26 protein-coding genes and 1 pseudogene are annotated in these 24293 nt (G+C 63.1%); 13 read left to right on the top strand and 14 right to left on the bottom strand.

The genetic code is table 11. The annotated features are described in order from the left end of the window. Nucleotides 1-26 precede the first annotated feature (26 nt). Nucleotides 27-3416 carry an efflux RND transporter permease subunit gene (locus AC4GYV_RS11185; protein ID WP_491100785.1) on the bottom strand — a complete coding sequence of 1130 codons (3390 nt, stop codon included), beginning with the start codon at nucleotides 3414-3416 and terminating at the stop codon, nucleotides 27-29. 32 nt (nucleotides 3417-3448) lie between these two features. Beyond that, nucleotides 3449-4627: an efflux RND transporter periplasmic adaptor subunit gene (locus AC4GYV_RS11180; RefSeq protein ID WP_491100784.1), complete on the bottom strand. Its 1179-nt coding sequence runs from the start codon at nucleotides 4625-4627 to the stop codon at nucleotides 3449-3451. Between the two features lie 202 nt (nucleotides 4628-4829). Here AC4GYV_RS11180 and AC4GYV_RS11175 point away from each other — a divergent pair, with 202 nt between their 5' ends. Together AC4GYV_RS11175 and AC4GYV_RS11170 are read left to right on the top strand one after the other, a co-directional pair. Continuing rightward, the gene (locus AC4GYV_RS11175; RefSeq protein WP_491100783.1) at nucleotides 4830-5090 is read left to right on the top strand and encodes a GlsB/YeaQ/YmgE family stress response membrane protein; all 261 of its coding nucleotides are present in this window, start codon (nucleotides 4830-4832) and stop codon (nucleotides 5088-5090) included. Nucleotides 5091-5167: 77 nt separating this feature from the next. Further along, nucleotides 5168-5884 (top strand): SIMPL domain-containing protein, encoded by a 717-nt coding sequence (locus tag AC4GYV_RS11170; protein WP_491100782.1) that lies wholly within the window; start codon nucleotides 5168-5170, stop codon nucleotides 5882-5884. Between the two features lie 59 nt (nucleotides 5885-5943). Here the strand turns inward: AC4GYV_RS11170 and AC4GYV_RS11165 are convergent, their stop codons facing one another. The 3 genes from AC4GYV_RS11165 to AC4GYV_RS11155 form a co-directional block, all read right to left on the bottom strand. Further along, on the bottom strand, nucleotides 5944-6195 hold the full coding sequence (locus AC4GYV_RS11165) for a GlsB/YeaQ/YmgE family stress response membrane protein (RefSeq protein ID WP_491100781.1): 252 nt from the start codon (nucleotides 6193-6195) through the stop codon (nucleotides 5944-5946). A gap of 187 nt (nucleotides 6196-6382) precedes the next feature. Further along, nucleotides 6383-6682, bottom strand: coding sequence for a CtrA inhibitor SciP (sciP, locus tag AC4GYV_RS11160; RefSeq protein ID WP_491100780.1), 300 nt, complete (start codon nucleotides 6680-6682; stop codon nucleotides 6383-6385). A gap of 77 nt (nucleotides 6683-6759) precedes the next feature. Further along, nucleotides 6760-6993: a hypothetical protein gene (locus AC4GYV_RS11155; protein ID WP_491100779.1), complete on the bottom strand. Its 234-nt coding sequence runs from the start codon at nucleotides 6991-6993 to the stop codon at nucleotides 6760-6762. An 86-nt stretch (nucleotides 6994-7079) separates the two neighbouring features. On the opposite strand from AC4GYV_RS11155, the gene mnmA reads away from it, so the two are divergent. Together mnmA and AC4GYV_RS11145 are read left to right on the top strand one after the other, a co-directional pair. Further along, nucleotides 7080-8198, top strand: a complete 1119-nt coding sequence (mnmA, locus tag AC4GYV_RS11150; protein ID WP_491100778.1) for a tRNA 2-thiouridine(34) synthase MnmA — start codon at nucleotides 7080-7082, stop codon at nucleotides 8196-8198. Further along, nucleotides 8182-8646 carry an NUDIX hydrolase gene (locus AC4GYV_RS11145; RefSeq protein ID WP_491100777.1) on the top strand — a complete coding sequence of 155 codons (465 nt, stop codon included), beginning with the start codon at nucleotides 8182-8184 and terminating at the stop codon, nucleotides 8644-8646. The genes mnmA and AC4GYV_RS11145 overlap by 17 nt, the downstream gene beginning before the upstream one ends. Here AC4GYV_RS11145 and AC4GYV_RS11140 read toward each other — a convergent pair. Genes AC4GYV_RS11140 through pdxH form a run of 3 tightly spaced genes read right to left on the bottom strand, consistent with a single transcriptional unit; the run spans nucleotide 8643 to nucleotide 10929 of the window. Continuing rightward, nucleotides 8643-9425 carry a PhzF family phenazine biosynthesis protein gene (locus AC4GYV_RS11140; protein ID WP_491100776.1) on the bottom strand — a complete coding sequence of 261 codons (783 nt, stop codon included), beginning with the start codon at nucleotides 9423-9425 and terminating at the stop codon, nucleotides 8643-8645. The two genes, AC4GYV_RS11145 and AC4GYV_RS11140, sit on opposite strands and share 4 nt — an antisense overlap. Next, complete coding sequence (locus AC4GYV_RS11135; protein ID WP_491101591.1) at nucleotides 9422-10303, bottom strand: cation diffusion facilitator family transporter; 882 nt, start codon at nucleotides 10301-10303, stop codon at nucleotides 9422-9424. The genes AC4GYV_RS11140 and AC4GYV_RS11135 overlap by 4 nt, the downstream gene beginning before the upstream one ends. 50 nt (nucleotides 10304-10353) lie before the next feature. Beyond that, the gene (gene pdxH, locus AC4GYV_RS11130) at nucleotides 10354-10929 is read right to left on the bottom strand and encodes a pyridoxamine 5'-phosphate oxidase (protein WP_491100775.1); all 576 of its coding nucleotides are present in this window, start codon (nucleotides 10927-10929) and stop codon (nucleotides 10354-10356) included. Between the two features lie 78 nt (nucleotides 10930-11007). Between pdxH and AC4GYV_RS11125 the strand changes: the two genes are divergently transcribed. The 4 genes from AC4GYV_RS11125 (at nucleotide 11008) to AC4GYV_RS11110 (ending at nucleotide 14089) form a co-directional block, all read left to right on the top strand. After that, the gene (locus AC4GYV_RS11125; RefSeq protein ID WP_491100774.1) at nucleotides 11008-11973 is read left to right on the top strand and encodes a DnaJ C-terminal domain-containing protein; all 966 of its coding nucleotides are present in this window, start codon (nucleotides 11008-11010) and stop codon (nucleotides 11971-11973) included. Between the two features lie 63 nt (nucleotides 11974-12036). Continuing rightward, on the top strand, nucleotides 12037-13017 hold the full coding sequence (locus AC4GYV_RS11120) for a YihY/virulence factor BrkB family protein (RefSeq protein WP_491100773.1): 981 nt from the start codon (nucleotides 12037-12039) through the stop codon (nucleotides 13015-13017). After that, nucleotides 13014-13817 carry an enoyl-ACP reductase FabI gene (fabI, locus tag AC4GYV_RS11115; protein WP_491100772.1) on the top strand — a complete coding sequence of 268 codons (804 nt, stop codon included), beginning with the start codon at nucleotides 13014-13016 and terminating at the stop codon, nucleotides 13815-13817. The genes AC4GYV_RS11120 and fabI overlap by 4 nt, the downstream gene beginning before the upstream one ends. Beyond that, nucleotides 13817-14089, top strand: coding sequence for an acylphosphatase (locus AC4GYV_RS11110; protein WP_491100771.1), 273 nt, complete (start codon nucleotides 13817-13819; stop codon nucleotides 14087-14089). Before fabI ends, AC4GYV_RS11110 begins: the two co-directional genes overlap by 1 nt. Here AC4GYV_RS11110 and AC4GYV_RS11105 read toward each other — a convergent pair. After that, nucleotides 14086-15375, bottom strand: a complete 1290-nt coding sequence (locus AC4GYV_RS11105; protein ID WP_491100770.1) for an adenylosuccinate synthase — start codon at nucleotides 15373-15375, stop codon at nucleotides 14086-14088. The two genes, AC4GYV_RS11110 and AC4GYV_RS11105, sit on opposite strands and share 4 nt — an antisense overlap. 168 nt (nucleotides 15376-15543) lie before the next feature. On the opposite strand from AC4GYV_RS11105, the gene AC4GYV_RS11100 reads away from it, so the two are divergent. After that, a complete protein-coding gene (locus AC4GYV_RS11100) occupies nucleotides 15544-15807 on the top strand; it encodes a hypothetical protein (RefSeq protein WP_491100769.1) in 264 nt (87 codons plus the stop codon). Nucleotides 15808-15935: 128 nt separating this feature from the next. Here AC4GYV_RS11100 and AC4GYV_RS11095 read toward each other — a convergent pair whose 3' ends face one another. From AC4GYV_RS11095 to AC4GYV_RS11085, 3 genes are all read right to left on the bottom strand, one after another. Continuing rightward, nucleotides 15936-16541 carry a DVUA0089 family protein gene (locus AC4GYV_RS11095; protein WP_491100768.1) on the bottom strand — a complete coding sequence of 202 codons (606 nt, stop codon included), beginning with the start codon at nucleotides 16539-16541 and terminating at the stop codon, nucleotides 15936-15938. 180 nt (nucleotides 16542-16721) lie between these two features. Then, nucleotides 16722-18308 (bottom strand): phosphoglycerate dehydrogenase, encoded by a 1587-nt coding sequence (gene serA, locus AC4GYV_RS11090; protein ID WP_491100767.1) that lies wholly within the window; start codon nucleotides 18306-18308, stop codon nucleotides 16722-16724. 77 nt (nucleotides 18309-18385) lie between these two features. Then, nucleotides 18386-19555 (bottom strand): phosphoserine transaminase, encoded by a 1170-nt coding sequence (locus AC4GYV_RS11085; protein ID WP_491100766.1) that lies wholly within the window; start codon nucleotides 19553-19555, stop codon nucleotides 18386-18388. A gap of 397 nt (nucleotides 19556-19952) precedes the next feature. Here AC4GYV_RS11085 and AC4GYV_RS11080 point away from each other — a divergent pair, with 397 nt between their 5' ends. The 4 genes and pseudogenes from AC4GYV_RS11080 to AC4GYV_RS11065 all read left to right on the top strand — a co-directional run. Next, nucleotides 19953-20993 carry a M23 family metallopeptidase gene (locus AC4GYV_RS11080; RefSeq protein WP_491100765.1) on the top strand — a complete coding sequence of 347 codons (1041 nt, stop codon included), beginning with the start codon at nucleotides 19953-19955 and terminating at the stop codon, nucleotides 20991-20993. A 46-nt stretch (nucleotides 20994-21039) separates the two neighbouring features. Next, nucleotides 21040-21366 carry an iron-sulfur cluster insertion protein ErpA gene (gene erpA / locus AC4GYV_RS11075; RefSeq protein WP_491101590.1) on the top strand — a complete coding sequence of 109 codons (327 nt, stop codon included), beginning with the start codon at nucleotides 21040-21042 and terminating at the stop codon, nucleotides 21364-21366. A gap of 24 nt (nucleotides 21367-21390) precedes the next feature. Continuing rightward, the gene (gene xth / locus AC4GYV_RS11070) at nucleotides 21391-22164 is read left to right on the top strand and encodes an exodeoxyribonuclease III (RefSeq protein WP_491100764.1); all 774 of its coding nucleotides are present in this window, start codon (nucleotides 21391-21393) and stop codon (nucleotides 22162-22164) included. 73 nt (nucleotides 22165-22237) lie between these two features. After that, nucleotides 22238-22522: pseudogene (locus tag AC4GYV_RS11065) on the top strand (energy transducer TonB); the annotation flags it as partial. Between the two features lie 35 nt (nucleotides 22523-22557). Here the strand turns inward: AC4GYV_RS11065 and AC4GYV_RS11060 are convergent. Further along, a complete protein-coding gene (locus AC4GYV_RS11060; RefSeq protein WP_491101624.1) occupies nucleotides 22558-22866 on the bottom strand; it encodes a hypothetical protein in 309 nt (102 codons plus the stop codon). Between the two features lie 224 nt (nucleotides 22867-23090). Beyond that, nucleotides 23091-24233 carry a GNAT family N-acetyltransferase gene (locus AC4GYV_RS11055; RefSeq protein ID WP_491100763.1) on the bottom strand — a complete coding sequence of 381 codons (1143 nt, stop codon included), beginning with the start codon at nucleotides 24231-24233 and terminating at the stop codon, nucleotides 23091-23093. Between the last annotated feature and the right edge of the window lie 60 nt (nucleotides 24234-24293).

The following is a 24293-nucleotide window of genomic DNA, read 5'->3' as shown; positions in this document are numbered from 1 at the left end:
CGCGGAGGTTCACAAGTCCTTGCTGTTTACTCCGCAGGGACTGGCGTGCCGGTCGCGTGGGCTTCGCTGCCGACCATCTTGTGGAACAGCTTGCCGAGCCGCGTTTCGATCGAGATCGCGATCGAGAAATAGGCTGGGACCAGCACCAGGGTCAGCAGCGTCGAGAAGATGAGGCCGCCGATCACGGTGATGCCCATCGGCGCGCGCCAGCTGTTGTCGCCGCTGATGGAGATGGCGGTGGGAAGCATGCCCGCGACCATCGCGACCGTGGTCATGACAATCGGCTGAGCGCGCTTGTGCCCGGCTTCCCAGATGGCGGCGTTCTTGGCCATGCCGTGGTTCATCATCTCGACCGCGAAGTCGACCAGAAGAATCGAGTTCTTCGCGACGATACCGAACAGCATCAGGATGCCGATCAGCACGAACAGCGAAACGGGCTGCCCTGCGATGTGAAGTGCGACCGCGGCACCAAGCGGCGCCAGCAGAAGCGATCCCATGTTCACGAACGGGGCGAGGAAGCGGCGGTAGAGCAGCACCAGCACCGCGAACACCAGCAACACGCCGGATACGAGCGCGACGCCGAAGTTGAAGAGCAGTTCCGCCTGCCACTTCTGGTTGCCGAGGTTCATCTTCTGCACACCCTGCGGAAGGTTCTTGACCGCAGGCAGCTCGTTCACTTTGGCCCATACGTCGCCCTCGACCACCCCTGGCGCGAGGTCGGCGCCGATCGCCAGGCGGCGAAGTTGGTTCGAGCGGTTGATAGTCGTCGGACCCGAACCGAAGCCGACGTCGGCAACCGCCTTCAGAGGAACCGACCCACCCGAGGACGTCGGCACCGGCAGGTTCTCGAGCGTCTGCAGGTCGCGGCGAGCGTTCTCCGACAGCGAGACCTGGATCGGCACCTGACGATCGGAAAGCGAGAATTTGGCGCTGTTCTGCTCGATGTCGCCAAGCGTCGCGATGCGGATCGTGTTGCTCAAAGCGGCCGTCGTCACACCGAGGTCAGCAGCCAGATCGAAGTGCGGCTTGATCACGATTTCAGGCTGCGCAAGCTGGCTTCCGACGCGCGGTGCGCGCAGGCCGGGCACCGTCTGCATCTCTTTGGCGATCTCGTTCGCGACTTTCGTCAGCTGCACCGGATCATCACCGCCCAGATAGAGCATGATGTCCCGCTGGTCCGGGTCGGGCCCGCCGCCGTTCTGGCTCTGGAAGCTGACGCGGGCGTCGGGGAACTCCGCAAGAGCCGGAGCAAGCTTGCGCTCGAATTCCGTGCTCGTGAGATCGCGGTCCTTCTTGAGCACGATATTCACGCGGCCGGTAGACACATTCACCCGCTCGAACACCCGTTCGACCGTCGGATCCTTCAGGACGATAGCGGCAACCCGGTCGGTCGCAGCTTCCGTCTGCTTGAGCGTCGCTCCCGGCGGGAGCGTGACGTTCACCCGCGAATAGTCCGAATTCTCCGGCGGGAAGAATGACTGGGGCAGCGTTCCGAACAGTCCGACGCTGAGCAACAAGGTAACCAGACCCGCGCCGACCATGGCAAGCCGATGGTCCTGCATCCGCGCATTCCAGCGGGCGGACATCTTGCCATGCCATTCGGCGAAGCCGCCACTGCTGAGCATCTGGATCAGCTTCGCGATGAGCTTTGCCGCTCCGTACGCTGCAGCTGCACCTGCCAGGACAGCGATGCCGAAGCCGATCGCGCCCGGGAGGCCCGTCATGCCGAGTCCCTTCATCGCTCCCCATGTCACAGCGCCAAAAGCCACGATGACCGGGAGGAAGAGCAGGAAGCCTAAGCCGTAGTAAGCGACGCTGCGTGAAGGCTTCGGCAGGCGGGCGAGCAACGCGTGAGCCTTGGTCGTGTCCAGGCTCCAGTTCAGGACCTTCAGATAATAGTCCATCCACTTCCAATTCGCGTGCGGCTGAACGCCCCGCGAGCGGAGGAAGTACGCTGCGATCAGCGGCGTGATCATGCGGGCGACGAGCAAGCTCATGAGCACCGACAGCACGACAGTGAAGCCGAACGCCTTGAAATATTGACCCGCGATGCCGGGCATCAGCGCGACCGGGAAGAAGACCGCGACGATCGCCATGGTCGTAGCGAGCACGGCGAGGCCGATTTCGTCGGCGGCATCGAGCGAGGCCTGATAGGCGGACTTGCCCATGCGCATGTGCCGGACGATGTTCTCGATCTCCACGATCGCATCGTCCACGAGCACGCCCGCGACGAGCCCCATCGCCATCGTCGACATGAAGTTGAGCGTGATCCCCATCATGCTCATGAAGGCGAAGGCCGGGATTGCCGAGAGCGGAATGGCCACGGCGGAAATCAACGTTGCGCGGATGTCGCGGAGGAACAGCAGGACGACTAGGACCGCGAGGATCGCGCCTTCGATCAGGCCTTCCATGGCCGAGTGGTACTGGGCCTTGGTATAGTCGACCGTGTTGTAAATCTCGGAGAACTTAACCTTCGGATTCTCTTCCTGGAGCTTCTTCAGCTCCTTCCAGGCGGATTCGTAGGCGGTGACCTCCGACGAGCCTTTCGCGCGCTGGACGTAGAAGGTGACGACCTGGCGGCCGTTCTGCTTCGCGATCGAGCGCTGCTCAGAGTTGCTGTCCTTCACTTCGCCCAAGTCGGCGAGCCTGACGAACCGGCCACCGGGCAGAGCGATCTGCGTCTGCGAGAGCTGGTAGGCGTCCTGGGCATTGCCGAGCACGCGGACCGATTGCTCGGAGCCGGCGATTTCGGCGCGGCCGCCTGCGCCATTCATGTTGCTCTGCCGGAGCTGCGCATTGACCTGCGCGGCCGTGATGCCCTGCGATTGGAGCGCCGCAGGATCGAGGATCACGCGGATGTTGCGATCGACCCCGCCGACACGGCCCACTGCCGCGATACCCGGCTGGCCGAGCAGGCGCTTGGCGACGTTGTTGTCGATGTACCAGCTCAATTGCTCGAGCGTCATGTCGGTGGTTTGCGCACCGACGTAAGTGATCGGCTCATCCTCCGCGTCGACGCGTTCGACCTGCGGCTCCAGGATGCCTTCGGGCAGGTTGCTGCGGATCTGGGAGATGGCGTTGCGGACGTCGTTGACGGCGCGGTCGGTGGGCGTTCCGAGCTGGAACTGCACGAAGGTCGTGCTGTTGCCCTCCACGACGGTGCTGCTGATCTCCTCGACGCCGGTGATTCCGCGGATCGCGGACTCGACGCGCTGGGTGACCTGCGTCTCCAGCTCGTTCGGGGCGGCGCCCGGCTGGCTGACCGAGACGATCGCGGCCGGAAAGTCGATGTCCGGCGCATTGTTCACCTGCATCCGCGAGAAAGCGACGAGGCCCGCAAGCATCAGACCGACGAACAGGACTATCGGCGCGACCGGGTTACGGATGCACCAGGACGAAATGTTCCGGAAATTCATAACCCTAACTCTCTACGCGCTGGGAAGCGCGTCTATTGCGCCGCCTGGCGTTTCGGATTGACCTTCTGACCAGGGTTCAAGAACGGACCGGCCGAGAGGACCACAGCCTCGTTGCCCGACAGGCCGTCGGCGATCGTCACGCCATTGTCGTTGACGGTCCCGATCTTGATGTCGCGGCGCTCGACCTCGTTCTTGCCGTTCACGATGTAGACGTAATTGCCCCGATCATCGCTGAGCACGGCGCTCTGCGGCAGCATCGGCGCAGTCGTTGCACCTGCGGTGATCCGCGCTTCGGCGAAGCCGCCCGGCTTCACCGCCGGCGTGTACGGAATGGAGATGCGCACCGCACCGAGGCGCGATTGCGGGTCGATCATCGGCGCGACCTGCCAGACGCTGCCGCTGATCCCTGAGGTCGAGCCGACGGGCGTAACGGTTGCGGGCATGCCCACGTGCACGAATGCGAGATCCTGCTGCGAAAGCTGAGCCTGCATTTCCATCTGGCCGCCCTCGGCGAGACGGAACAGCGCCGCTGCACCCGGGCTCACAACCTGTCCAACCTCGACATTGCGCGCAAGGATCAGGCCAGCGGTGGGCGCCACGACGTTAAGGCGACCGATCTCGGCCCGCTGCGCCGCGAGCTGGGCCTGAGCTACGCGAACTTGTGCGTTGGCTGCATCGCGGGTCGACTTCTTGGAGTCGATTTCCGCCTTTGAGACGAAGCCGCGACCCTGCAGGGCAACGGCCCGCTCATAATTCGACTGGGCCAGCCTGGCGTTGGCCTTCGCGGCCTCGACCTGAGCGGCAAGCTGCGCTGCCTGCTGGGCCTGCACAGACCGATCAACCACCGCGAGCACCTGACCGGCGCGCACCCAGCTGCCAGCGTCGACGGTCACGCTGACGACGCGTCCGCCCGAACCGGCGATTCCAATCGGCTGGTCACGCTTGGCGGCAAGCGGTCCGCTGGCGACGATCGTGCGCGCAACGCTGCTGCGCCCCGGGACGACGACGGTCACCGTCGGAACCTGGCCGGCTCCTGCCTTGGCGGCCGCTGCTTTCTGGTCGCTGCTCGCGCCGCGGCCCATCATCACGGCCGCGACGACCACAATCAACGCGATCACCGCGGCAGCCGCGATGATTACCCACCGGCGCCGGCGGGAGCTGTCGGTCACCACCAACGTGTCGGAGGTGCGGATCGAAGTTTCCCGGTTCATCATTCCCCTGCCAGCTAAGCGAATCTCTCGTGGATGTGGTGCTGCAGCTGTATTATCCGAATAAAGCACCCCGTGCAACAGGACCCTTCACGGTTAACAATCGCTACTGCTTTTCGACTAACGGTGGCACTAGTCCCGCCAGCGAGCGTTGCGGCGCTTAGTACATCAGTCTGCTGAACGACAGTGGAATAGGGGACGCGGCATGGAACATTATGGAATAATCGGCTGGATCGTCATTGGCGGGATTGCAGGCGCGATTGCTAAGTTGTTGATGCCGGGCCGGGATCCGGGTGGATGCATTGTCACGGTACTGCTCGGAATCGCCGGTGCTCTTGTCGCGGGTTGGGTGGGACACGCGGTTGGCTGGTACAATACCGGCGAGGGCGCGGGCTTCATTGCCGCCATCGTCGGTGCCTTCCTGATTCTCCTGATCTACCGTCTGATCGTTCGCGGCAGAGCGTAGTTCCGTCCGTTCAGGAAACAGCCATGGCGCGCGGACGACCGTTGCGCCATGGTGTTGTTTGATCGGGGAACGAGACGATGAACAAGGCAATGTTTGCGGCCCTCGCGCTGGGTGTCGCTATCCCTGCCGCTGCTCAAGCGCAGCAGGCGAATATTACCCAGACCATCACTGGAACGCGCCTGGACGTGACCGCCACCGGCGATGCGACGAGGGTACCTGACGTGGCGATCATCACGGCTGGGGTCGTGACCAAGACGGCCACGGCGCAGGAAGCGATGCAGCAGGCGGCCAATCGCATGCAGCGGGTGCGTGCTGCGCTTAAGGCCGCTGGAGTCGCCGACCGGGACATTCAGACGAGCAACATCAACCTCAACCCGGAATATCGGTACGAGAATAATCAGCCGCCGCAGCTGACCGGCTATTCGGCATCCAACCAGGTCAGTGTTCGTTTCCGTGACATCGCGAACTCTGGGAAGATTCTCGATGCGCTGGTTCGCGAGGGTGCCAATCAGATCAATGGTCCCACACTGACCATCGATCGGCCGGAAGCTGCACTGGACGAGGCCCGCGCCAAGGCGACAGCTGCGGGACGGGCAAGAGCGGAGTTATACGCGCGTTCGTTAGGGATGCGCGTCGTCCGCGTCGTCGCGGTCAGCGAGAGCGGTGGCAACTTCCCGGCGCCGCCGCCAATGCCGGTGATGATGGAGGCCCGGCAATCATTGCCTGCAACGAAGATCGACCCAGGCGAGCAGAAGCTAGAAGTCAACCTCGCGATGACGTTCGAGCTTCAGTAAAAGAAAGGCCGCGTAGTTCTCACCACGCGGCCCGCCTTTTCCAAAAAACTGTGTCGCGCTTAGCGGACCGTTCCCCTGCGGATCAGGTTCACGATTGCGAGCAGAATGATCGCGCCGATCAGCGAATAGAGAAACGTCTCGATCGTGATCGCGCCGTTGATGCTGCCGCCGAAGATGAGACCGGCGATGATCGCGCCAACGATGCCGACAACGATATTGAGAACGATGCCCTGTTGAGCATCGGTACGCATGATGAGGCTAGCGAGCCAGCCGCAGATGCCACCGACGATGAGCCAAATAATGATACCCATGAGCTTTCCCTCCTGTTCTCAGGACCGTCCTTAGGGACTGGACGGTCATTCCGGCATCACAGACGCGCAATGCACGCCAGTTGTTCCGGATTCGGAAGGATGTGTCCAGAAATTTGCCCAATTACGGCCCCCGAGGCCGCGGCAAAGCTGGATAGATGCTCCTCAGTAACGACTTGGCGAGCGACGCTCAGTAGCGCTGCTGGCGCTCGTACTGGTCGCGATATTGCTTGATGCGGGTGACGCGCAGACCCGGCATTCCGCTGCGGTCCACCGCGCGCTGCCAGCTGGTGAATTCTTCGAGGCTGAGCGTGTAACGCTTGCACGCTTCGTCAACGCTGAGCAGACCGCCAGCAACGGCTGCAACAACTTCGGCCTTGCGGCGAACGACCCAGCGGGTCGTGCTCGCAGGCGGCAAAGAGTCGAGGGTCAGCGGCTCGCCGAGCGGACCGATAACCTGGGCCGGACGAATCTTCTGGTTCTCGAGCATCTAGTCACACCTGCTTAATCATTGACACTGCGTTGCTGTTTAACGGCCGCGCTTAAAAACATTCTGAAGTGCGGTGGTTAATCACCCGGTAGGTCGTCCTTACGCTCACTTAACCCTGATTCGCCTTCCGCAAAGGCGCCGCCGAGACGTTTGACCGCCTCCTGCCAACCTTCGCTTGCAGAGAGAGCACAGGCGATCGCGTCCCCGCGCGAGCGCCCGTCGATCTCCACTTTGCCGAGGAGCGACAGAAGCTCGTCGAGGCTGAGCGGCTCCTTCGCGCCATCGCGAAAGTTCCCCTCGTGTCTCGCCAAACCAGCCCCCCTCGCTGCGTCTCCATCCATCTGGTCTAGGAAGTGATGGTGAAATTCAGGTAAAGAACGCCGAAATAAGACTTCCAATGCGGATCGATTTTCAGCTCGGCCGCCCATCGGGCGATGCCAGGATCGTCGTTGCCATGTCAGGCGGCGTCGACAGCTCCGTCACGGCTGCGCTCGCCGCGCAGACCGGCGCGGAAGTGATTGGCGTGACGCTGCAGCTTTACGACCATGGCGAGGCCGTGCGGCGGAGCGGCGCTTGCTGCGCGGGCCAAGACATTTACGACGCGAGCCAAGTCGCCGATCGGCTCGGGATCGCGCATTACGTGCTCGATTACGAAAGTCGGTTTCGCGAGGGCGTGATCGATCGCTTCGTCGACGAATATGCGCACGGCCGGACGCCGGTGCCCTGTGCTTCCTGCAACCAGGGCGTGAAGTTCGTCGATCTCGTTGCCTTCGCGCGCGAGCTCGGCGCGGACTGCCTGGCGACGGGCCACTACGTACGTCGCGTGCTGAACGGCGATCGTGTCGAGCTGCACAAGGGTGCCGACCCGCGCCGCGATCAGAGCTACTTTCTTTATGGCACGACGCGTGAGCAGCTCGATTTCGTTCGCTTCCCGTTGGGCGATCTGCCGAAGGATGAGGTGCGGCGAATCGCGGCCGATATTGGGCTCGAAGTGGCGGCCAAGCCCGACAGCCAGGACATCTGCTTCGTTCCCGACGGCGACTATGCCTCGCTGGTGAAGCGCGTTCGGCCGGAGACGGAAGCGCCAGGCGAAATCGTCGACTTGGAAGGACGCGTGCTAGGCCAGCATCGCGGCGTCGTGCATTTCACCGTCGGCCAGCGTCGCGGCATCGAAATCGGCGGACAAGCTGAGCCGCTCTATGTGCTGCGCATCGAACCTGACGAGCGCCGAATCATCGTCGGGCCGCGTCGGGCACTCGCGGTCGAATCGATGCGCGTCGCCGACTGGAACTGGATTGCGGAGGACCAGTCCGATGTCGCGGTTAAGGTGCGTTCGCTTGCGCCCGCAGTAGCAGCGACACGCGACGGCGACTGGATCCGCTTCGGCCAGCCCGAATTCGGTGTCGCGCCGGGCCAGGCTGCTGTCGCTTACGATGGCACGCGGCTGCTCGGCGGGGGATGGATCTCCGAAACCGTATCTGCGTCACAGAGCGTGCTGGATGCCGCCGCCGCTTAGTGCCGGCATTCTCCTTTTTCGTCAGCGCAAGGGCGCGACCGAAGTCCTGTTGATCAAGCCCGGCGGGCCCTTCTGGCGGAACAAAGACGCCGGTGCCTGGATGATTCCCAAGGGGGGCGTGGAGCCGGGTGAAGCGCCCGCCGAAGCGGCTCTCCGGGAGTTTGAGGAGGAGACCGGCACGCGACTCACGACCGTTCCATTTCCGCTGGCGACGGTGCGGCAAGCTGGTGGCAAGTGGGTCGAGGCGTTTGCACTTGAGGGTGACCTGGACGCCGACGGCATCGTGTCGAACGATTTCGAGATCGAATGGCCGCCTCGAAGTGGCAGGCTCGAACGCTTTCCGGAGTGCGAAAAGGCGCGCTGGATGACGATCCCTCGAGCGCGCGAGCTGATGCTGCCCAGCCAGCTGCCGCTGCTCGACGCACTTGAGGAAAAGCTTCGCGGCTAGACCTGGAACTGCCCCACAATGACCGTGTGGCAGCGGCCACCGAGCACGACGCGATCGCCTTCCAAGCGGCACTCCAGAAGGCCGGTTCGCGCGCTGGCTTGAAGTGCAGTCATCTCGTTACGGCCGAGCCGCCCCGCCCAGTACGGCACAAGCGCGGCGTGAGCGGATCCAGTCACCGGATCCTCATCGATGCCGAGGTAGGGCACGAAGACGCGGCTGACGACTTCTTGCGAACTGCCGCGCGCGGTAACGACGGCCATCCTCGGCACTTTCTTGAGAGTAGCGAAGTCCGGGTGAACTGCGCGCACGGCGACTTCGTCGGCGACTTCGATGATCGCAGCGTCGTTACAGCCTTCAGCCAGCCACGCTGGTGAATCGGGAAGCCCAAGCGCCTTCGTCAGCTCGGGTTCTCGCACTTCGATAAGGCGGGCGGCGGGGAGGTCGAGCTCCAGCACGTCGCCGCGGCGGCTCACCTTGAGGATGCCGGAACGAGTGGCGAAACGGACAGGGTCATTGTGGATCAGCACGTGACCTGAAGCGATGGTGGCATGCCCGCACAGGTCGACTTCGCTAGTCGGCGTGAACCAGCGCAGATCGTAGTCAGCGTCTTCGCTCTCGCTGGGGACCGTGAAGGCTGTTTCGCTAAGATTATTCTCGGCAGCGATTGCCTGCAGGATCGCATCATCGAGCCAGCGTTCGAGCGGCATCACAGCCGCCGGGTTCCCGGTCAGCGGGCGCTCGGCGAAGGCGTCGACCTGGAAAAAAGGAATGCTGCTCAAGACGCTTGCTCCGTAATTTCCTGCGGCAGCAGGGTTTCGCGGTCGACCTGACCTTCGGGGTCGAGGTGGATCAGGATCTCGGTATCGGGAAAGCGCTGCTGCAGTGACTCTTCCGCGCGGTCGAGCCGGTCGTGCGCTTCCTGCACCGTCCAATCGGCGGGCACCCAGACGTGAAACTGAACGAAACGCAACGTGCCGCTCTTGCGCGTGCGCATGTCATGAAGGCCGCGAAGCTCTTCATATTCGGCGGCAGCATCGAGGAATTGCTGGCGCTCCGCCTCGGGCCATTCTCGGTCCATCAGCTGATTAACGGCCTCTCGCGACGCACGAAACGCGCCCCACAGCAGCCAAAGCGCGATACCAATTCCGAACAACGCATCGGCGCCCGCGATGTGCAGCGCCTGGTCCAGCACAAGCGCGACGATGACCGCTCCGTTGAGCATCAGGTCCGACTTGTAGTGGACGTTGTCGGTCTTGATCGCGACCGATCCGGTGCGGTCGATCACGCGCTTCTGGTACCAGAGCAAGGCAAAGGTCGCGGCGATGGCGAAGATCGACACCGCAATCCCCGTGCCCATCGCCTCCGTCTGCGCGCCGTTGATCAGCCGATCCACGCCGTGCCAAGCGATGCCAATCGCTGAAACAGTGATCAGCGCGACCTGCGCCAAAGCGACCAAAGCCTCGGCTTTCCCGTGACCGAAGCGATGGTCGTGATCGGCTGGAACGGCGGCGATGCGCACCCCGACGAGGGTGGTGATGCTCGCAATGACGTCGAGCGCCGTGTCGGCAAGCGAGCCGAGCATGGCCGTTGAATCCGTCAGGTACGCGGCCCAAGCTTTGAGGACGAGCAGCACGAGTGCAAGTGTGACGCTGGCCATCGCCGCGCGCGTCGAATGTACCGAATGCTCTGCGGCAGTCTGCGCCGTCGTCACGGGTAGAGCAGTCCTTCGTTCCAGCTGCCGCCCGCCTTGATGAACAGACGCCGTTCGTGCAGCCGGTAGGGTCGGTCGGACCAGAATTCGATGCGTTCCGGAATCACGCGATAGCCGCCCCAATGCGGCGGACGCGGCACGTCCTTGCCTTCAAATTGGTTTTTAGCGGTCTCGAAGCGCTGCTCGAATGTCGTCCGGTCATCCAATGGGCGCGATTGATCTGACGCCCAGGCTCCAAGCTGCGAATCCCGGGCGCGGCTCGCGAAATAAGCATCGGCCTCCGCGTCGGATACACGCTCCACGGAACCCTCGACACGCACCTGGCGACGAAGCGATTTCCAGTGGAAGAGCAAGGCTGCCTTCGGGTCTTCGGCGAGCTGCTCGCCCTTCGCGCTCTGCTCGTTGGTGTAGAAGACGAAGCCTTCCGGCCCGTGCCCCTTGAGCAGCACCATCCGCACCGACGGCTGGCCCGCAGTATTGGCAGTTGCGAGCGACATGGCTTCCGGATCGTTGATCTCGGATGCACGAGCTTCCGCGAACCATTCGTCGAACAAAGCGAAGGGGTCTGTCATCGCCATGGCATTAGGCTTGGCCTCGGCTGAACGGCAACCCATCTGGTCAGGCCGAGCACAGTGCGGCATGGGAGGAATATGGCTCTGGACCTGTACCAACGCTTGGGGTTGAAGCGCGGCGCGACCGAGGCCGAGATCAAGAAGGCCTATCGAAGCCTCGCCAAGCAGCTTCATCCCGACCGCAACAAGGATAAGCCGGACGCGGCGAAGCGCTTCGCCGAGGTGACGCACGCATATGACCTGCTGTCCGACAAGGACAAGCGCGCGCAGTACGACCGGGGCGAGATCGACGAGGAAGGCAATCCGAAGATGCCGTTCGGGTCGGGCTTCGGCGGTTATTCACGCGGCGCCGGCGGCCCGCATCCTGGCGCTGGCGGTGCGGGCTTCGAGAATTTCAACTTCGGCGGCGGCGGTGAGACCGCGGATCTTAGCGACCTGTTCGAAGGACTGTTCGGTGGGGCCACTGGCCGGGGCGGCGAAGGTGGCGGCTTCGGCGGATTTCGGCAGCGGGCGCGTGCTCCTCAAAAGGGCGCCGACATCGCCTATCGGCTGAAGGTCCCGTTCGAGGATGCAGTCGCGCAGAAGCCTCAGCGGATCACGCTTGGCGACGGGAAGACGATCGACCTCAAGCTTCCCAATGGCCTGGAGGACGGCACGAAGATCCGTCTCGCGGGGAAGGGCGAGGAAGGCCCGGGCGGCCGAGGCGACGCGATCGTGACCATCGAAGTCGCGCCGCACCGATTCTATAAGCGCGAAGGCAATAACATCCGGCTCGACCTACCGGTCACGCTGAAGGAAGCGGTGCTCGGCGGAAAGGTGAAGGTGCCTACGCCCGAAGGCCCGGTCATGCTGACGGTTCCCAAGGGATCGAGCTCGGGCAAGGTGCTCCGCCTGAAGGGGCGCGGATTCGCTGCCAAGGACGGCAAACGGGGCGATCAGTTGGTAAACCTCGAAATCGACGTGCCGGAAGGCGATCCGGAGCTTCAGAAGTTCGCGGAAGGCTGGAACGGCGGAGGCAACCCCCGTGCGGGGCTTGGGGTTTAGCGCTCCCGAATGCGCGACATCTCCCCCGAATCGCCCGAATCAAGGCGCAAGCGTCTAGCCAGCATGCGGGCGGCCTTCGGGACGGAGGTCGAGGAGAAGCTCAAGCCGCGGATGACTCCGTGGCAGGTCACGAAGCGGGTTGCGGTGGGCGTCTACAACGACGGTTTCATCCACGCGGGCAACCTCGCTTATTTGTCGATCCTAGCGCTGTTTCCGTTCTTCATCTTTGCAGCCGCGGTCGCGCACCTGCTGGGGCAAAGCCAGGACGCGCAGCTGACAGTAATGAATGTTCTCCGGCGGTTGCCGCCGGAGGTGGCGAGCACATTGCGTACGCCGATCAACGAAGTGCTGACGATCCGCACAGGTACATTGTTATGGCTCGGCGGTCTCGTCGGACTGTGGAGCGCGACCAGCTTCGTCGAAACGATCCGAGACATCCTGCGGCGTGCCTATGGCGTGAAATATTGCGCCCCCTTCTGGGAATATCGGATCGGGTCTATCCTGCTGATTCTCGGGGCGGTGCTGCTGCTGATGATCGCCTTCGCAGTGAGCGCGGCGATGACGATCGCGCACCACTATATCATTGAGTGGTTCCCGCTAGCGCATGACGTTGGCCACGACCTGGGTCTCTACCGCTTGGTCCCCGCGGCAACCCTCTTCTGTACCTTCTATGCGCTCTTCTTCGCTCTCACCCCGGCGCGCTACCGCAAGTTCGAATATCAGAAATGGCCCGGGGCGCTGCTCATTACCGTGTGGTGGCTCGGTACGGTCGAAGTCTTGCCGGCCGTCCTCGGCCTTTTCGGTGGATACTCGCTCACCTACGGCAGCCTCGCCGGAGTGATGATCGCACTGCTCTTCTTCTTCGTTGTGGGGCTCGGCGTCGTAATCGGTGCAGAGTTGAACGCCGCGCTGGCGGAAAGCGGCGCCACCGCGCTAAAGGGCGAAATCTACACCGGGCCGTACACCGACGAACTTGAAGTCGAGGAGCCGCAGCCTGGAGAAGATGTCGAACCAGTGCTGCAGAAAGAGGGGCCGCAACTTTGACTGGACTGATGCAAGGCAAGCGCGGGTTGATCATGGGCCTTGCCAACGATCGCTCGCTCGCGTGGGGCATTGCGCGCGCCGTCGCCGATCAGGGCGCAGAGCTGGCCTTCTCCTACCAGGGTGAGGCGCTGGAGAAGCGGGTCCGTCCGCTGGCGCAAGAGTTAGGCTCCGACATGCTCGTCGATTGCGACGTCAGCAGCATGGAAGCGCTCGATCGCGCGTTCGATGGACTGAAGGAGCGCTGGGGCGCCCTCGATTTCGTCGTCCACGCCATTGGCTATTCGGACAAAAATGAGCTGCGTGGGAAGTTCGTCGACACGTCGATGGACAACTTCCTGATGACGATGAACATCTCGGTCTACAGCTTCGTCGCGGTGGCTCAGCGCGCGAGGAAGCTGATGAGCAATGGTGGCTCGCTGCTCACGCTGACCTATTACGGCGCGGAGAAAGTCATCCCGCATTATAACGTCATGGGCGTTGCGAAGTCCGGTCTGGAAACTTCGGTCAAATATTTGGCGGCCGATCTCGGCCCGGAGGGCATTCGCGTGAACGGCATTTCCGCGGGCCCGATCAAGACGCTCGCGGCCAGCGGCATCGGGGACTTCCGTTACATCATGAAATGGAACGAATATAATTCGCCGCTCCGTCGCAACGTGACGATCGAGGATGTCGGCGGGGCAGGGCTCTACCTTCTTTCCGACCTCGCCTCCGGGGTGACTGGTGAGATCCACCACGTCGACGCCGGTTACAACGTCGTCGGAATGAAAGCCGAGGACGCACCCGACATTTCGACGGTCTGATGACAGTCGCGCGCCATGTCACCGTGACTGGGCGCGTGCAGGGCGTGTTCTTCCGAGCATGGACGCGCGAGCAGGCGGATGGGCTGGGCGTTGTCGGCTGGGTACGAAACTGCCCTGACGGGCACGTCGAGGCGCATATCGAGGGCGAACCCGGCGCAGTCGGCCAAATGCTCGAGAGGCTACGCCGCGGCCCACCGGCCGCGAAGGTAGAGGATGTCAGAACTTGGAACGTTGAACCTTGTGAGTTCGACGACTTTGAGGTCCGGCACTAACCGGCGAACGGATCTCGCACCAGGATCGTGTCGTCGCGCTCTGGCGAGGTGCTGACGAGCGCCACCGGGCAGCGGATCAGTTCCTCGATGCGGCGGACATATTTGATGGCTTCGGCGGGAAGGTCCGCCCAGCTGCGCGCGCCGCGGGTGGAGCCTTCCCAGCCCTGAATCTCTTCGTAAATCGGCTCGACCCGCATCTGATCGGCAGCGTGCGGCGGGAGGTAGTCGAATTTCTCGCCGTTGATCGTGTAGCCGGTGCAGATCTTCACCGTCTCAAAGCCGTCAAGTACGTCGAGCTTGGTCAGGGCGATGCCGGTCACGCCGCTGACCGCGACGGCCTGGCGCACCAGCACCGCGTCGAACCAGCCGCAGCGGCGGCGCCGGCCCGTGACGGTGCCGAACTCATGGCCACGCTCGCCCAGCCGTTGGCCAACTTCATTGTCTTGTTCAGTTGGGAAGGGGCCGGAGCCGACACGCGTCGTATAGGCCTTGACGATCCCCAGCACGAAGCCCGCCGCCGAAGGACCCATGCCGGTGCCTGAACCTGTCGTACCCGCGACCGTATTGGACGAGGTGACGAAGGGGTAAGTCCCGTGGTCGACGTCGAGAAGCACGCCCTGCGCGCCTTCGAAAAGGATTCGGCGGCCGCGCGATTTTGCCTCGTCGAGGTCGCGCCACACCGGCTTTGCGAATTGAAGGACGAAATCGGCAATCTCCGCGAGGTCGTTCTTGAGCCGCTCCCGATCGACGGGAGGCTCGCCGAAGCCGGCGCGGAGTGCATCATGGTGAGCGCAGAGGCGGTCGAGCAGCGGCCCAAGATCGTCGAGCTGTTTCAGGTCGCAGACCCGGATCGCGCGTCGACCCACCTTGTCCTCATAAGCAGGACCGATGCCGCGGCGCGTGGTGCCGATTTTGCCGGCGCCGCTCGCATCCTCGCGCAGTGCGTCGAGATCGCGGTGGATTGGGAGGATCAGCGGGCAGGTCTCGGCGATCATGAGCACATCGGGCGTCACTTCGACGCCCAGCTCACGCATCCGCTCGACTTCGGACTTGAGCGCCCAGGGATCGAGGACGACGCCGTTGCCGATCACTGACGGCGTACCGCGGACGATGCCGCTCGGCAGCAGCGAGAGCTTGTACGTCTGGTTGCCGACAACGAGCGTGTGCCCGGCGTTGTGGCCGCCTTGGAAGCGCACCACCATGTCGGCCCGGCTCGCGAGCCAGTCCACGATCTTGCCCTTGCCTTCGTCGCCCCACTGGGCGCCGATGACCGTCACATTTCCCACGATTGATTCCCGTTTGCAGCGAAGCCGACGCTCCTAGGGTCCGAGGCGCTGAACGTCCAGCCGAGCGGAAATTTGTTGAGACTGCGGAACAGAAAACAGCCATGGTGCGTATTGCCGTTCCGTTACGTCCATTCGGACGAAGAAAAGTCCACGACAGGGGAGTGAAAGATGAAGACCACCACCGTCCTTGCTATCGCGCTCGGCCTCGGTTCGCTCGCGGCTTGCAACAAGAGCCCGCAAGAGCAGACCGCCGATAACATCGAAGCGAATGCGGAGAACACCGCCGATACGATCGAAGCGAATGCCGAGAACGTCACCGACAACATGCAGGCAAATGCCGAGAACACCGCCGACGCGGTGCGCAACGAAGGTGAGCAGAAGGCTGACGCGGTTCGCAACAGCGCCGACGCCGACGGCAACAGCGCTCACTAGGTTATAAGCCTACGGCCGCCCGCACGCAGGCAGGCCGCTAAGGGCGTCCCTACAGGGGCGCCCTTTTTGCTCGCAAAAAACGGCCGCCGGATTGCTCCGACGGCCGTTCCTGCCCCCAGCGCTGACGATCAGGCGATCGCGAGCGCCGATTTCTTCTTTTGGCGGCGCAGGGCAACGCCTGCCGCGCCGAAGCCGAACAGCATCATCGCCCAGGTCGACGGCTCCGGAACGGCACCGCCAACCTGCGTCGCTTGCGACACGTTCAGGATATCGAACGCCCAGTTGGGGTTCCTGCCACCGAAGCTGCCGTCGCCCTCGAACCCGTTCGAAAGATTCGGTCCAATGGCGAAGTTCGAATAGGCCTGGACCGAGACGGTGTACGTCCCGGGCTGCAGCAATTGCGTAAGAAATGTATCCCAATGGCTTCCCGTTACGGGGTCGGCCGGTACCGAGCTGCCGCCGTCGTCGTTCCTGACAATGAACTGTCCTGTTGAATCGAAGAGCGTGAGAATTGGGTCAAAACCGCCACGCGGGATAACGGTGCCGTCGGCCATCGTGCCACCAGCATAGGAATAGGTGCGCAAGGTGACGTTCGAGTCAGATCCGACCGAGAAGTTGAAGAGCAGCACCTGGTTCGGATCGTTCAGGGTGCCGGTGTACGAATAATTGTCCGCCAGAGCAGGTGCTGCCAGCGCCGAAGCCGCGGCAAACGCAAACAAAGCACGAAGTTTCACATAACCCCCTTTGGTCTAACGCAACGCCGAAAACACGGCGGCCGTCGGCACTCACAACTGGAGAGCGCCGGCGGCCGCCACGAATCAGCGTTAAAATTACCTTAAGTTCTTAACCGGCGTTATGTCGAGAGGGCGGCATACGAATTCATCTACCGGCGTCCCGGTTAGAAAATGGCGTCTTCAGAAGCTCAGCGGGACTACCTCGCGAACGCCGGGAAGCGCCTGCAACTCCTGCGCGACTTCCGGCGTGATGGGATCGTCGACCGCGACCAACGCGACGGCTTCCCCGGCTTCCTTGCGGCGGCCGAGATTGAAGGTCGCGATGTTGATCTGGTTCTCGCCGAGCTTCGTCCCAAGCGCACCGATGAAGCCGGGCTGGTCGTTGTTGACGATGTAGATCATCTGCCCGGTCAGCTCCGCTTCGACGGGAATGTCGAAGATGGTAACCAGCCGCGGCGCGCTGTTGCCGAACAACGTGCCCTCGACGCGCTTCGGACCATGTTCCGTGCCGACCGTCACCGCGACGAGCGTGTGGTAGTCGCCCTCGCGCTCTGTGCGGATTTCGCGGACGTCGATGCCGCGCTCCTTCGCGAGAAAGGGCGCGTTGACCATGTTCACGGTGTCCGACCAAGTGCGCATGACTCCTGCCAGCACCGCGCCGGTGATCGGCTTGATGTTGAGCTCGGCCGCAGCGCCTTCGACTTCGACATCGATCGAGCGGATCTCGGTGCCGGCGATCTGCCCGACGAGCCGTCCGAGCTTCTCGGCGAGCGACATGTACGGCTTGAGCCGCGGCGCTTCCTCGGCCGACAGCGAGGGTACGTTCACGGCGTTTGTGATGCCGCCGAGCAGCAGAAAGTCGCTCATCTGCTCGGCCACCTGGATCGCGACATTGACCTGAGCCTCGTTGGTCGAGGCGCCGAGGTGGGGTGTGCAGATCAAGCCTGGCGTACCGAACAGCGGATTCTCCTTCGCCGGCTCGACCTGGAACACATCGAGCGCGGCGCCCGCGACGTGGCCGCTCTCCAGCGCATCCTTGAGCGCGGCTTCGTCGATCAATCCACCCCGGGCGCAATTGACGATGCGGACGCCGGGCTTGGTCTTGGCTAGCGCCTCCCGGCTGAGGATACCGCGAGTCTGGTCGGTCAGCGGCGTGTGCAGCGTGATGAAGTCGGCGCGAGGGAGGAGCTCGTCGAGTTCGACCTTCTCGACGCCTAGCTCGACTGCCCGTTCCGGCGACAGAAACGGGTCGTAGGCGACCACCTTCATTTTCAGACCGTGCGCGCGGTCGGCGACGATCGAGCCGATGTTTCCACAGCCGATCAGTCCGAGCGTCTTGCCGGCCAGCTCGACGCCGATGAAGCGGTTTTTTTCCCACTTGCCGGCCTGAGTGGACTGGTCCGCCTGCGGAATCTCGCGAGCGAGCGCGAAAAGCATGGCGATTGCATGCTCGGCTGTGGTGATCGAATTGCCGAATGGCGTGTTCATCACGACGATGCCCCGGGCCGAAGCGGCCGGAACGTCGATCGTGTCGACGCCGATGCCGGCGCGGCCGATCACCTTCAGGCGGGGGAGGGCGGCGTCCATGGCCGGCGCAGGCACACGCGTCGAGCTGCGGACGGCGAGGCCGTCATAGTCGGCGATAACGGCGGCCAATTCTTCCGGCGATAGGCCGGGCTTCTCATCCACGACGATCCCGCGCTCGCGGAAGATTGCCGCCGCCTTGGGGTCCATTTTGTCGGCGATGAGGACTTTAACTTGTTCCATTGTGTACCTCGGCAGTCCCGCAGTCGCGGGAACCTGAATGTTGGATTTGAGCTGCGTTCCGACGTGCGGGGCGGCGGTCAGGAGGCGGTTTGCTCCCAGGCCCAGTCGAGCCAGGGGCCAAGCGCTTCGATGTCCGCGGTGTCGACGGTCGCTCCGCACCAGATGCGCAGGCCCGGCGGAGCGTCGCGATAGGCGCCAATGTCGAGCGCAGCATCTTCCTGGTCGAGCAGCTTCACGATCGCCTTCTGCCGTGACTTGTTCGCCTCGATGTCCGAACGATCGGCGAACTGCAGGCACACTGACGTGTTAGAACGGATCGCCGGATTTCGCGCCAGATGCTCGATCCAGTCGGATTGCTGCACCCACCGGTCGAGCGCCGCCGCGTTCGCGTCGGCACGGGCGATCAAAGCCTGAAGTCCGCCGACGCGCTCCGCCCAGTCGAGTGCGATCAGCCAATCCTCGACGCAGAGCATCGAAGGCGTGTTGATGGTCTCGCCGCGGAATATGCCGTCGATCAGCTTGCCGCCTTTGGTCAGGCGGAAGATCTTGGGAAGTGGCCGGGGCGCTGGTTCGCGCTCGAGCCTCTCGACCGCGCGCGGGCTGAGCACCAGCATGCCATGCGCTGCTTCACCGCCAAGCGCCTTCTGCCAGCTGAACGTGCCGACATCGACCTTCGACCAATCCATATCCTGCGCGAAGGCGGCCGACGTCGCGTCGCAGATCGACAGGCCCGTGCGGTCTTCCGCAATCCAGTCGCCGTTCGGGACGCGAACGCCGCTCGTGGTGCCGTTCCAGGTGAAGACCACGTCGTTCGCCGCGTCGATCGCTTGCAGATCCGCGATCTCGCCATAGCCGGCGGTCCGGATTTCAGCGTCGAGCTTCAGCTGCTTGGCGACGTCGGTCACCCATCCCTCGCCGAAGCTCTCCCAAGCGAGCATCGTGACGGGACGAGTACCGAGCAGTGACCAGATCGCCATCTCCATCGCGCCCGTGTCGGAGGCGGGGACGATGCCGAGCCGGTAGTCGGCGGGAAGCTTCAGCAGCGCATGGGTGCGGTCGATTGCTTCGGCGAGCAGCTTCTTGCCGAGCGCTCCGCGGTGCGAACGCCCAAGGGCGCGCTTGCTTAAAAGCTCGGAGCTCCAGCCCGGCGGCTTGGCGCAGGGGCCGGACGAGAAATAGGGTCTCGCAGGACGGTCTTGTGGCTTGGCGCGGCGCACAATTGTGCCCGCGGTAACGGCTTCAGTCATTATGACTCTCCTTCCAGAGAGCTCGCGCCGCGTTGGGACGGCGTGGCCCGGAGCCGTTTCTAAAGAGGATTACGGCCGCCGCAAGGCAGTGCGAAAGAATCGCCAATCGAATCTCGACTGCATACGTATGCTGCACTGCACAACAGATTGAATTTGCTCGAATCCAGTCTTTGGTTGCCACCAATTCAACGTTTCATCGTGCCGACCGGTTGTTTCGTCCCGCTTATGAGGCATGAAGGTTGAATTCATTAACCAACCCCGCGCAGTCTCCGCTCCTGTCAGCACGGGGTTTGGGCATCTCTGCGCTTGGCTAGGGGCTGGGGAGCTCCTGAATTGGTGGGAACTCAAGGACGCCGCGCGGTGGATTGCGTTGGCGTGAGCTTTGGAGCGGGGACTAATGACGCAAGTACTGGCGGCAACGTCGACATTGTTCCGCGACCGGGACCTCTTCATTCACGATGGATCGAAGCTTCGCCGCTTCCGCGTTAGCGCGCCCATTCAGGCTGCCCTTTTTGCTGTCCTCCTGACCGTCGTCGGCTGGGCCAGCTATGCTACCGCCCAACTCCTCGTTTCTCCCCAACGTGATCTTTCCGCTGCAACCGAAGCCCGCGCGCGCCTGATTGAGCAGCGCCAGGCTCTCATCGAAGCAGCACTCAGCGGCCAGAAGATGGATCCGGCGCTCATCCAGGCAGCCGCCGGTGGCCGCGCCGCGACCAACGGTCCGCTCGCCCGCGTCGAAGAGGCACAGCTTGCTCAGGCCGCTCTCGTCGCCAAGGCATTGGACGTCCGCTACCAAGTCAGCGTCGAAGAACTGAAGCGCCTCGGCATCAAGCCGGCCGCTCCGGGTGCGGCTGAAGGCGTCGGTGGCCCGTTCGAAAGCGCCGGCAACGCGACCTTCAAGGCCCTGTTCAACAGTTGGAAGAAGCTCGATCAGCTGCAGGATGGCGCAATCGCCGTTCCGTCGGACAAGCCGGTCAAGGCCGGCGTCACCTTTACCAGCGGCTTCGGCGTTCGTTCCGATCCGTTTAAGTTCAGCGCCGCGATGCACCCTGGCATCGACCTCGCGGGCTCCTACGGCACTCCGATTTACGCGACGGCCGACGGCACCGTGATGCGCGCCGGCTGGAATAGCGGCGGTTACGGCAATCTGGTCGAGATCGACCATGGCCGCGGCATCAGCACCCGCTATGGCCACATGTCGGCAATCCTCGTCCACGCCGGCGACCGCGTGACTCGCGGCCAGCAGATCGGCCGCATGGGCTCCACCGGCCGCTCGACCGGCAATCACCTTCACTACGAGGTCCGGCTCGACGGCCGTGCCGTGAACCCGATCCCTTTCATGAAGTCGACCGACTACGTCCTCGCGATGCAGCACCGCTCTGGTGCAGCTTCGATGGATGCAGTGGCGATCGGCGGACCGACGAGCGGCCAGAAGTAAGCGCCTCGTCATTGTTGAGGGCGGCTGCGCTCCCTATCTCGCTAACGTGACCGACGTCATTCTCACCGAAAATGCTGCCAAGCGCGTCGCATGGATTGCGTCGCGCCAGTCGAAGCCCGCTATCCTCCGCCTGGCCGTGGACGGCGGCGGCTGTGCCGGCTTCACCTACAAGTTCGAATTGGCCGAGGCGCAGGAAGCCGACGATACTGTCGTCGAGACTGATGGCGTGAAGCTGGTGGTCGATCCGATCAGCCTCGACCTGGTAAAGGGTTCAGCGGTCGATTTCGTCGAGGATCTCGGCGGCGCGGCATTCCGCGTGACCAACCCAAACGCGCAATCCGGATGCGGCTGCGGAAGCAGCTTCTCGGTCTAGCTTTGACCCGTTAGTGCGGGCGACATGAAGCTCGCCACCTACAACCTCAACGGCATCCGCGCGCGCCTCCCGCGCCTCCTCGAATGGCTCGAGCGTGAGCAGCCGGACGTGGCTTGCCTCCAGGAGCTGAAGTGCGCCGATGAATCGCTGCCGATCGCGGACATCGAGGCGGCAGGATACGGGGCGGTGTGGCACGGGCAGAAGGGCTTCAACGGCGTTGCAATCCTGTCGAAGGGCGACCAGCCGGAGCTTCGGCGCATCGGGCTGCCCGGCGATCCGGACGACACGCACAGCCGCTACATCGAGGCCGAGACGAAGGGGTACGTCGTGGCGTCGCTCTACCTGCCCAACGGCAATCCGGTCGGTACCGAGAAGTTCGAATATAAGCTGAAGTGGTTCGAACGGCTCGCCGAGCGGGCTGATGAGATCCTCGCCGAGGAGCGGCCGGCCGTGCTGTGCGGAGACTGGAACGTAGTCCCCGAAGACCGCGACGTTTTCTCCGTCCGCGCCACCGCCAACGACGCTGTGATGCAGCCCGAGGCACGGCAGCTCTGGCGCGACATGGTCAATCAGGGATGGACCGACGCCTTGCGCGCGCTGCATCCCGACGAGCCTAAGCTTTATACCTTCTGGGACTACACCGCCGGCTGCTGGCAACGCGATCTCGGTTTCAGGCTCGATCATCTGCTCTGTTCACCGGAAGCAGCGGACCGCCTCCAGGGCGCAGGCGTCGACAAATGGGCGAGAGCGCAGGAGAAAGCGTCCGACCACGCGCCCACGTGGGTGGAGTTGAACTAACGTCTGCTTTGGGTGGAAAGCTGACACTCCTTCGCTATGACTTGGTTGAACAGTGTGGTTTTTGTGAGGGGCTATGTTGGTCTGGTTCTTGTGGATTTCGCTCGCGGCGGTTGCGCCAGCCGCTCAATCTCAAAGCGATGTCGAAGCTGTCCCGCTGAACGATCCCGCGTCATGGGTAGGTGCCAGCGATTACCCGCCGGACGCACGCAAGCAGGGGGACCAGGGGCGAGTCAGTTTTCGACTATCCGTGGAAGCGGACGGAAGGCCTTCACAATGCGAGATCTTGGAAAGCAGCGGCTTTGCCAGTTTGGACTCTGTCACGTGCAAGCTCTTGCTAAAACGAGCCCGCTTCCATCGCCTAGCCAATACGACTAGAGCATCCTCGCCGGCTGTCTACGAGAAGAGCATCAACTGGGCGCTTGCAACTCCAAACATCGCCGGACGACCCACTGCCACATACTCGATGCGCATCGATGTCGACGATAAGGGCACGATATTGAGTTGCGAACTCATGGATTCGCACATCCGTATAATTGAAGGGCAAACATCGCGACCGACGAACCCATGTCCGCAGGTCGGAACGCCCTTCAACAAGGATTTCGTTTTTCGCAGTTCGCCCTCGAAGCGATCGTTTGTAGTGACGGAAAGTGTCACGGACGTGCTTCCCTGAATCTCCGTCGGCTTTGGGTCGAAAGCTGCCACTAGAGCCGGCGAGAAATCACTGTCCTACAGACCCGCAAATGTGAAAAATCGTGGACGGCTCCTTCTCACTATCGCAGACCCTCGGCGCGACTTGAAGTCACGCAAAAATGCCGCGCACCCGTGACACTAGCGACTCATCGCTCCGTCAGTGGGAAGATAGGTGAAGTTCCGCGGCCGAACGTGCTCGCTACAGCCGCTTCTCGCAATCGTCGCGCGGACGGTGGCTACAGCGCCTTCTCGTAAATCCGATAGCGGTGATTGACCTCTGCGCCGGGTAGCTGGGCGATCGACAACATTCCCTTGTTGTCCTCGAGGATCCAGCCGAACTCGCCGTGCGTCGCGCCGTACTTCGTGGTGCCGTCCCGGCGAGTGTATTCGATCATCATGAAGGCGAGCTGGCTTGCGAGGCGGGTGCCGTGGAGCTTCTTTGCGACGCCCATCAGCGGCACGCGCAGACGCCGCGCCCTCGGCTTGCGCAGGCGCCACAGCAGCTTGATCCAGTTGAACGGGAACAGCTCGCCGTTGAGGTCTTTGGTCAGCTCGTTGATGTCGGGGATGGTGAGCATGAAGGCGACGGGCTCACCGTCGACCTCGGCTACCCGCACCAGCTCGTTGAAGATGATCGGCTTCAGCTTCTTGCCGGCGTAGGCGATCTCCGCCTCAGTCAGCGGAACGTAGCCCCAGTTGTTCGACCAGGCGTCGTTCAGCAGGTTGAGGATCAACGCCGCCTCTTCCTTGAACTTCGACTTGTCGACCATGCGGATGCGGATCTTCGGATTGCGCTCGCCATTTTCGATCAGGCGATTGATGAAGGGGTCCTGCCAGTCCGAAATGTCGAGCTCGTAGGTGACTAGATCCTTGGCCTTCTTGTAGCCGGCGGCCTCGACCCAAGCTTCATATTCGGGCCGGTGGTGGCCCATCATCGCTGTCGGCGGCTCCGCGAAACCTTCGATTTCCAGGCCCGGTTCGTCCCAGATCGACAGGCTGATGGGGCCAAGCGAGGTCGTCATGCCTTGCTTGCGCAGCCAGTCCTCTGCCGTTCCGATCAGCGCTGCGGCTGCTTCGCCGTCGAGCGCCTCGAACATGCCCCACTGACCGATGCCCTTGCCCATATGTTCCTGGACCAGGTCGTCGACCTGCGCGCTGACCCGCCCGACGATCTTGCCGCCGCGCTCGGCGAGCCAGAGCTGCGCGCGGGCATGTTCGAACCAGGGGTTCTTTCCAGGCGTGATGAGGCCATGGACCTCGTCCTTCAGCGGCGGGACCCAGGCGGGATCGTCCTTGTAGACCTCCCACGCGAAGTCGACGAAGGCCTTTTTGTCCTTCTTGGTTTCAACCGGGCGGATCGTTACGGGCGCGCTGCTCATGTGCGAGGGCTAGCGACAGTTTCCGATCCACGCCAGTTAAGTTGGCGCCAGTTAAGGTTG

The sequence above is a fragment of the Sphingomonas sp. SP4 genome, from assembly GCF_058313375.1.
Note: the sequence above shows the minus strand (reverse complement) of the source record. Positions and strands in the feature narration are given on the sequence as shown.

What these genes read in the sequence shown, in the direction of transcription:
- AC4GYV_RS11110 (WP_491100771.1), top strand. Translation starts at nt 13,817, where the DNA reads ATGACAGTCGCGCGCCATGTCACCGTGACTGGGCGCGTGCAGGGCGTG.
- AC4GYV_RS11100 (WP_491100769.1), top strand. Translation starts at nt 15,544, where the DNA reads ATGAAGACCACCACCGTCCTTGCTATCGCGCTCGGCCTCGGTTCGCTC.
- sciP (WP_491100780.1), bottom strand. Translation starts at nt 6,682, where the DNA reads ATGCTCGAGAACCAGAAGATTCGTCCGGCCCAGGTTATCGGTCCGCTC.
- serA (WP_491100767.1), bottom strand. Translation starts at nt 18,308, where the DNA reads ATGGAACAAGTTAAAGTCCTCATCGCCGACAAAATGGACCCCAAGGCG.
- AC4GYV_RS11145 (WP_491100777.1), top strand. Translation starts at nt 8,182, where the DNA reads ATGCCGCCGCCGCTTAGTGCCGGCATTCTCCTTTTTCGTCAGCGCAAG.
- AC4GYV_RS11180 (WP_491100784.1), bottom strand. Translation starts at nt 4,627, where the DNA reads ATGAACCGGGAAACTTCGATCCGCACCTCCGACACGTTGGTGGTGACC.
- AC4GYV_RS11085 (WP_491100766.1), bottom strand. Translation starts at nt 19,555, where the DNA reads ATGACTGAAGCCGTTACCGCGGGCACAATTGTGCGCCGCGCCAAGCCA.
- AC4GYV_RS11165 (WP_491100781.1), bottom strand. Translation starts at nt 6,195, where the DNA reads ATGGGTATCATTATTTGGCTCATCGTCGGTGGCATCTGCGGCTGGCTC.
- xth (WP_491100764.1), top strand. Translation starts at nt 21,391, where the DNA reads ATGAAGCTCGCCACCTACAACCTCAACGGCATCCGCGCGCGCCTCCCG.
- AC4GYV_RS11120 (WP_491100773.1), top strand. Translation starts at nt 12,037, where the DNA reads ATGCGGGCGGCCTTCGGGACGGAGGTCGAGGAGAAGCTCAAGCCGCGG.
- mnmA (WP_491100778.1), top strand. Translation starts at nt 7,080, where the DNA reads ATGCGGATCGATTTTCAGCTCGGCCGCCCATCGGGCGATGCCAGGATC.
- AC4GYV_RS11080 (WP_491100765.1), top strand. Translation starts at nt 19,953, where the DNA reads ATGACGCAAGTACTGGCGGCAACGTCGACATTGTTCCGCGACCGGGAC.
- AC4GYV_RS11135 (WP_491101591.1), bottom strand. Translation starts at nt 10,303, where the DNA reads ATGGCCAGCGTCACACTTGCACTCGTGCTGCTCGTCCTCAAAGCTTGG.
- AC4GYV_RS11175 (WP_491100783.1), top strand. Translation starts at nt 4,830, where the DNA reads ATGGAACATTATGGAATAATCGGCTGGATCGTCATTGGCGGGATTGCA.
- pdxH (WP_491100775.1), bottom strand. Translation starts at nt 10,929, where the DNA reads ATGACAGACCCCTTCGCTTTGTTCGACGAATGGTTCGCGGAAGCTCGT.
- AC4GYV_RS11125 (WP_491100774.1), top strand. Translation starts at nt 11,008, where the DNA reads ATGGCTCTGGACCTGTACCAACGCTTGGGGTTGAAGCGCGGCGCGACC.
- AC4GYV_RS11185 (WP_491100785.1), bottom strand. Translation starts at nt 3,416, where the DNA reads ATGAATTTCCGGAACATTTCGTCCTGGTGCATCCGTAACCCGGTCGCG.
- AC4GYV_RS11170 (WP_491100782.1), top strand. Translation starts at nt 5,168, where the DNA reads ATGAACAAGGCAATGTTTGCGGCCCTCGCGCTGGGTGTCGCTATCCCT.
- AC4GYV_RS11055 (WP_491100763.1), bottom strand. Translation starts at nt 24,233, where the DNA reads ATGAGCAGCGCGCCCGTAACGATCCGCCCGGTTGAAACCAAGAAGGAC.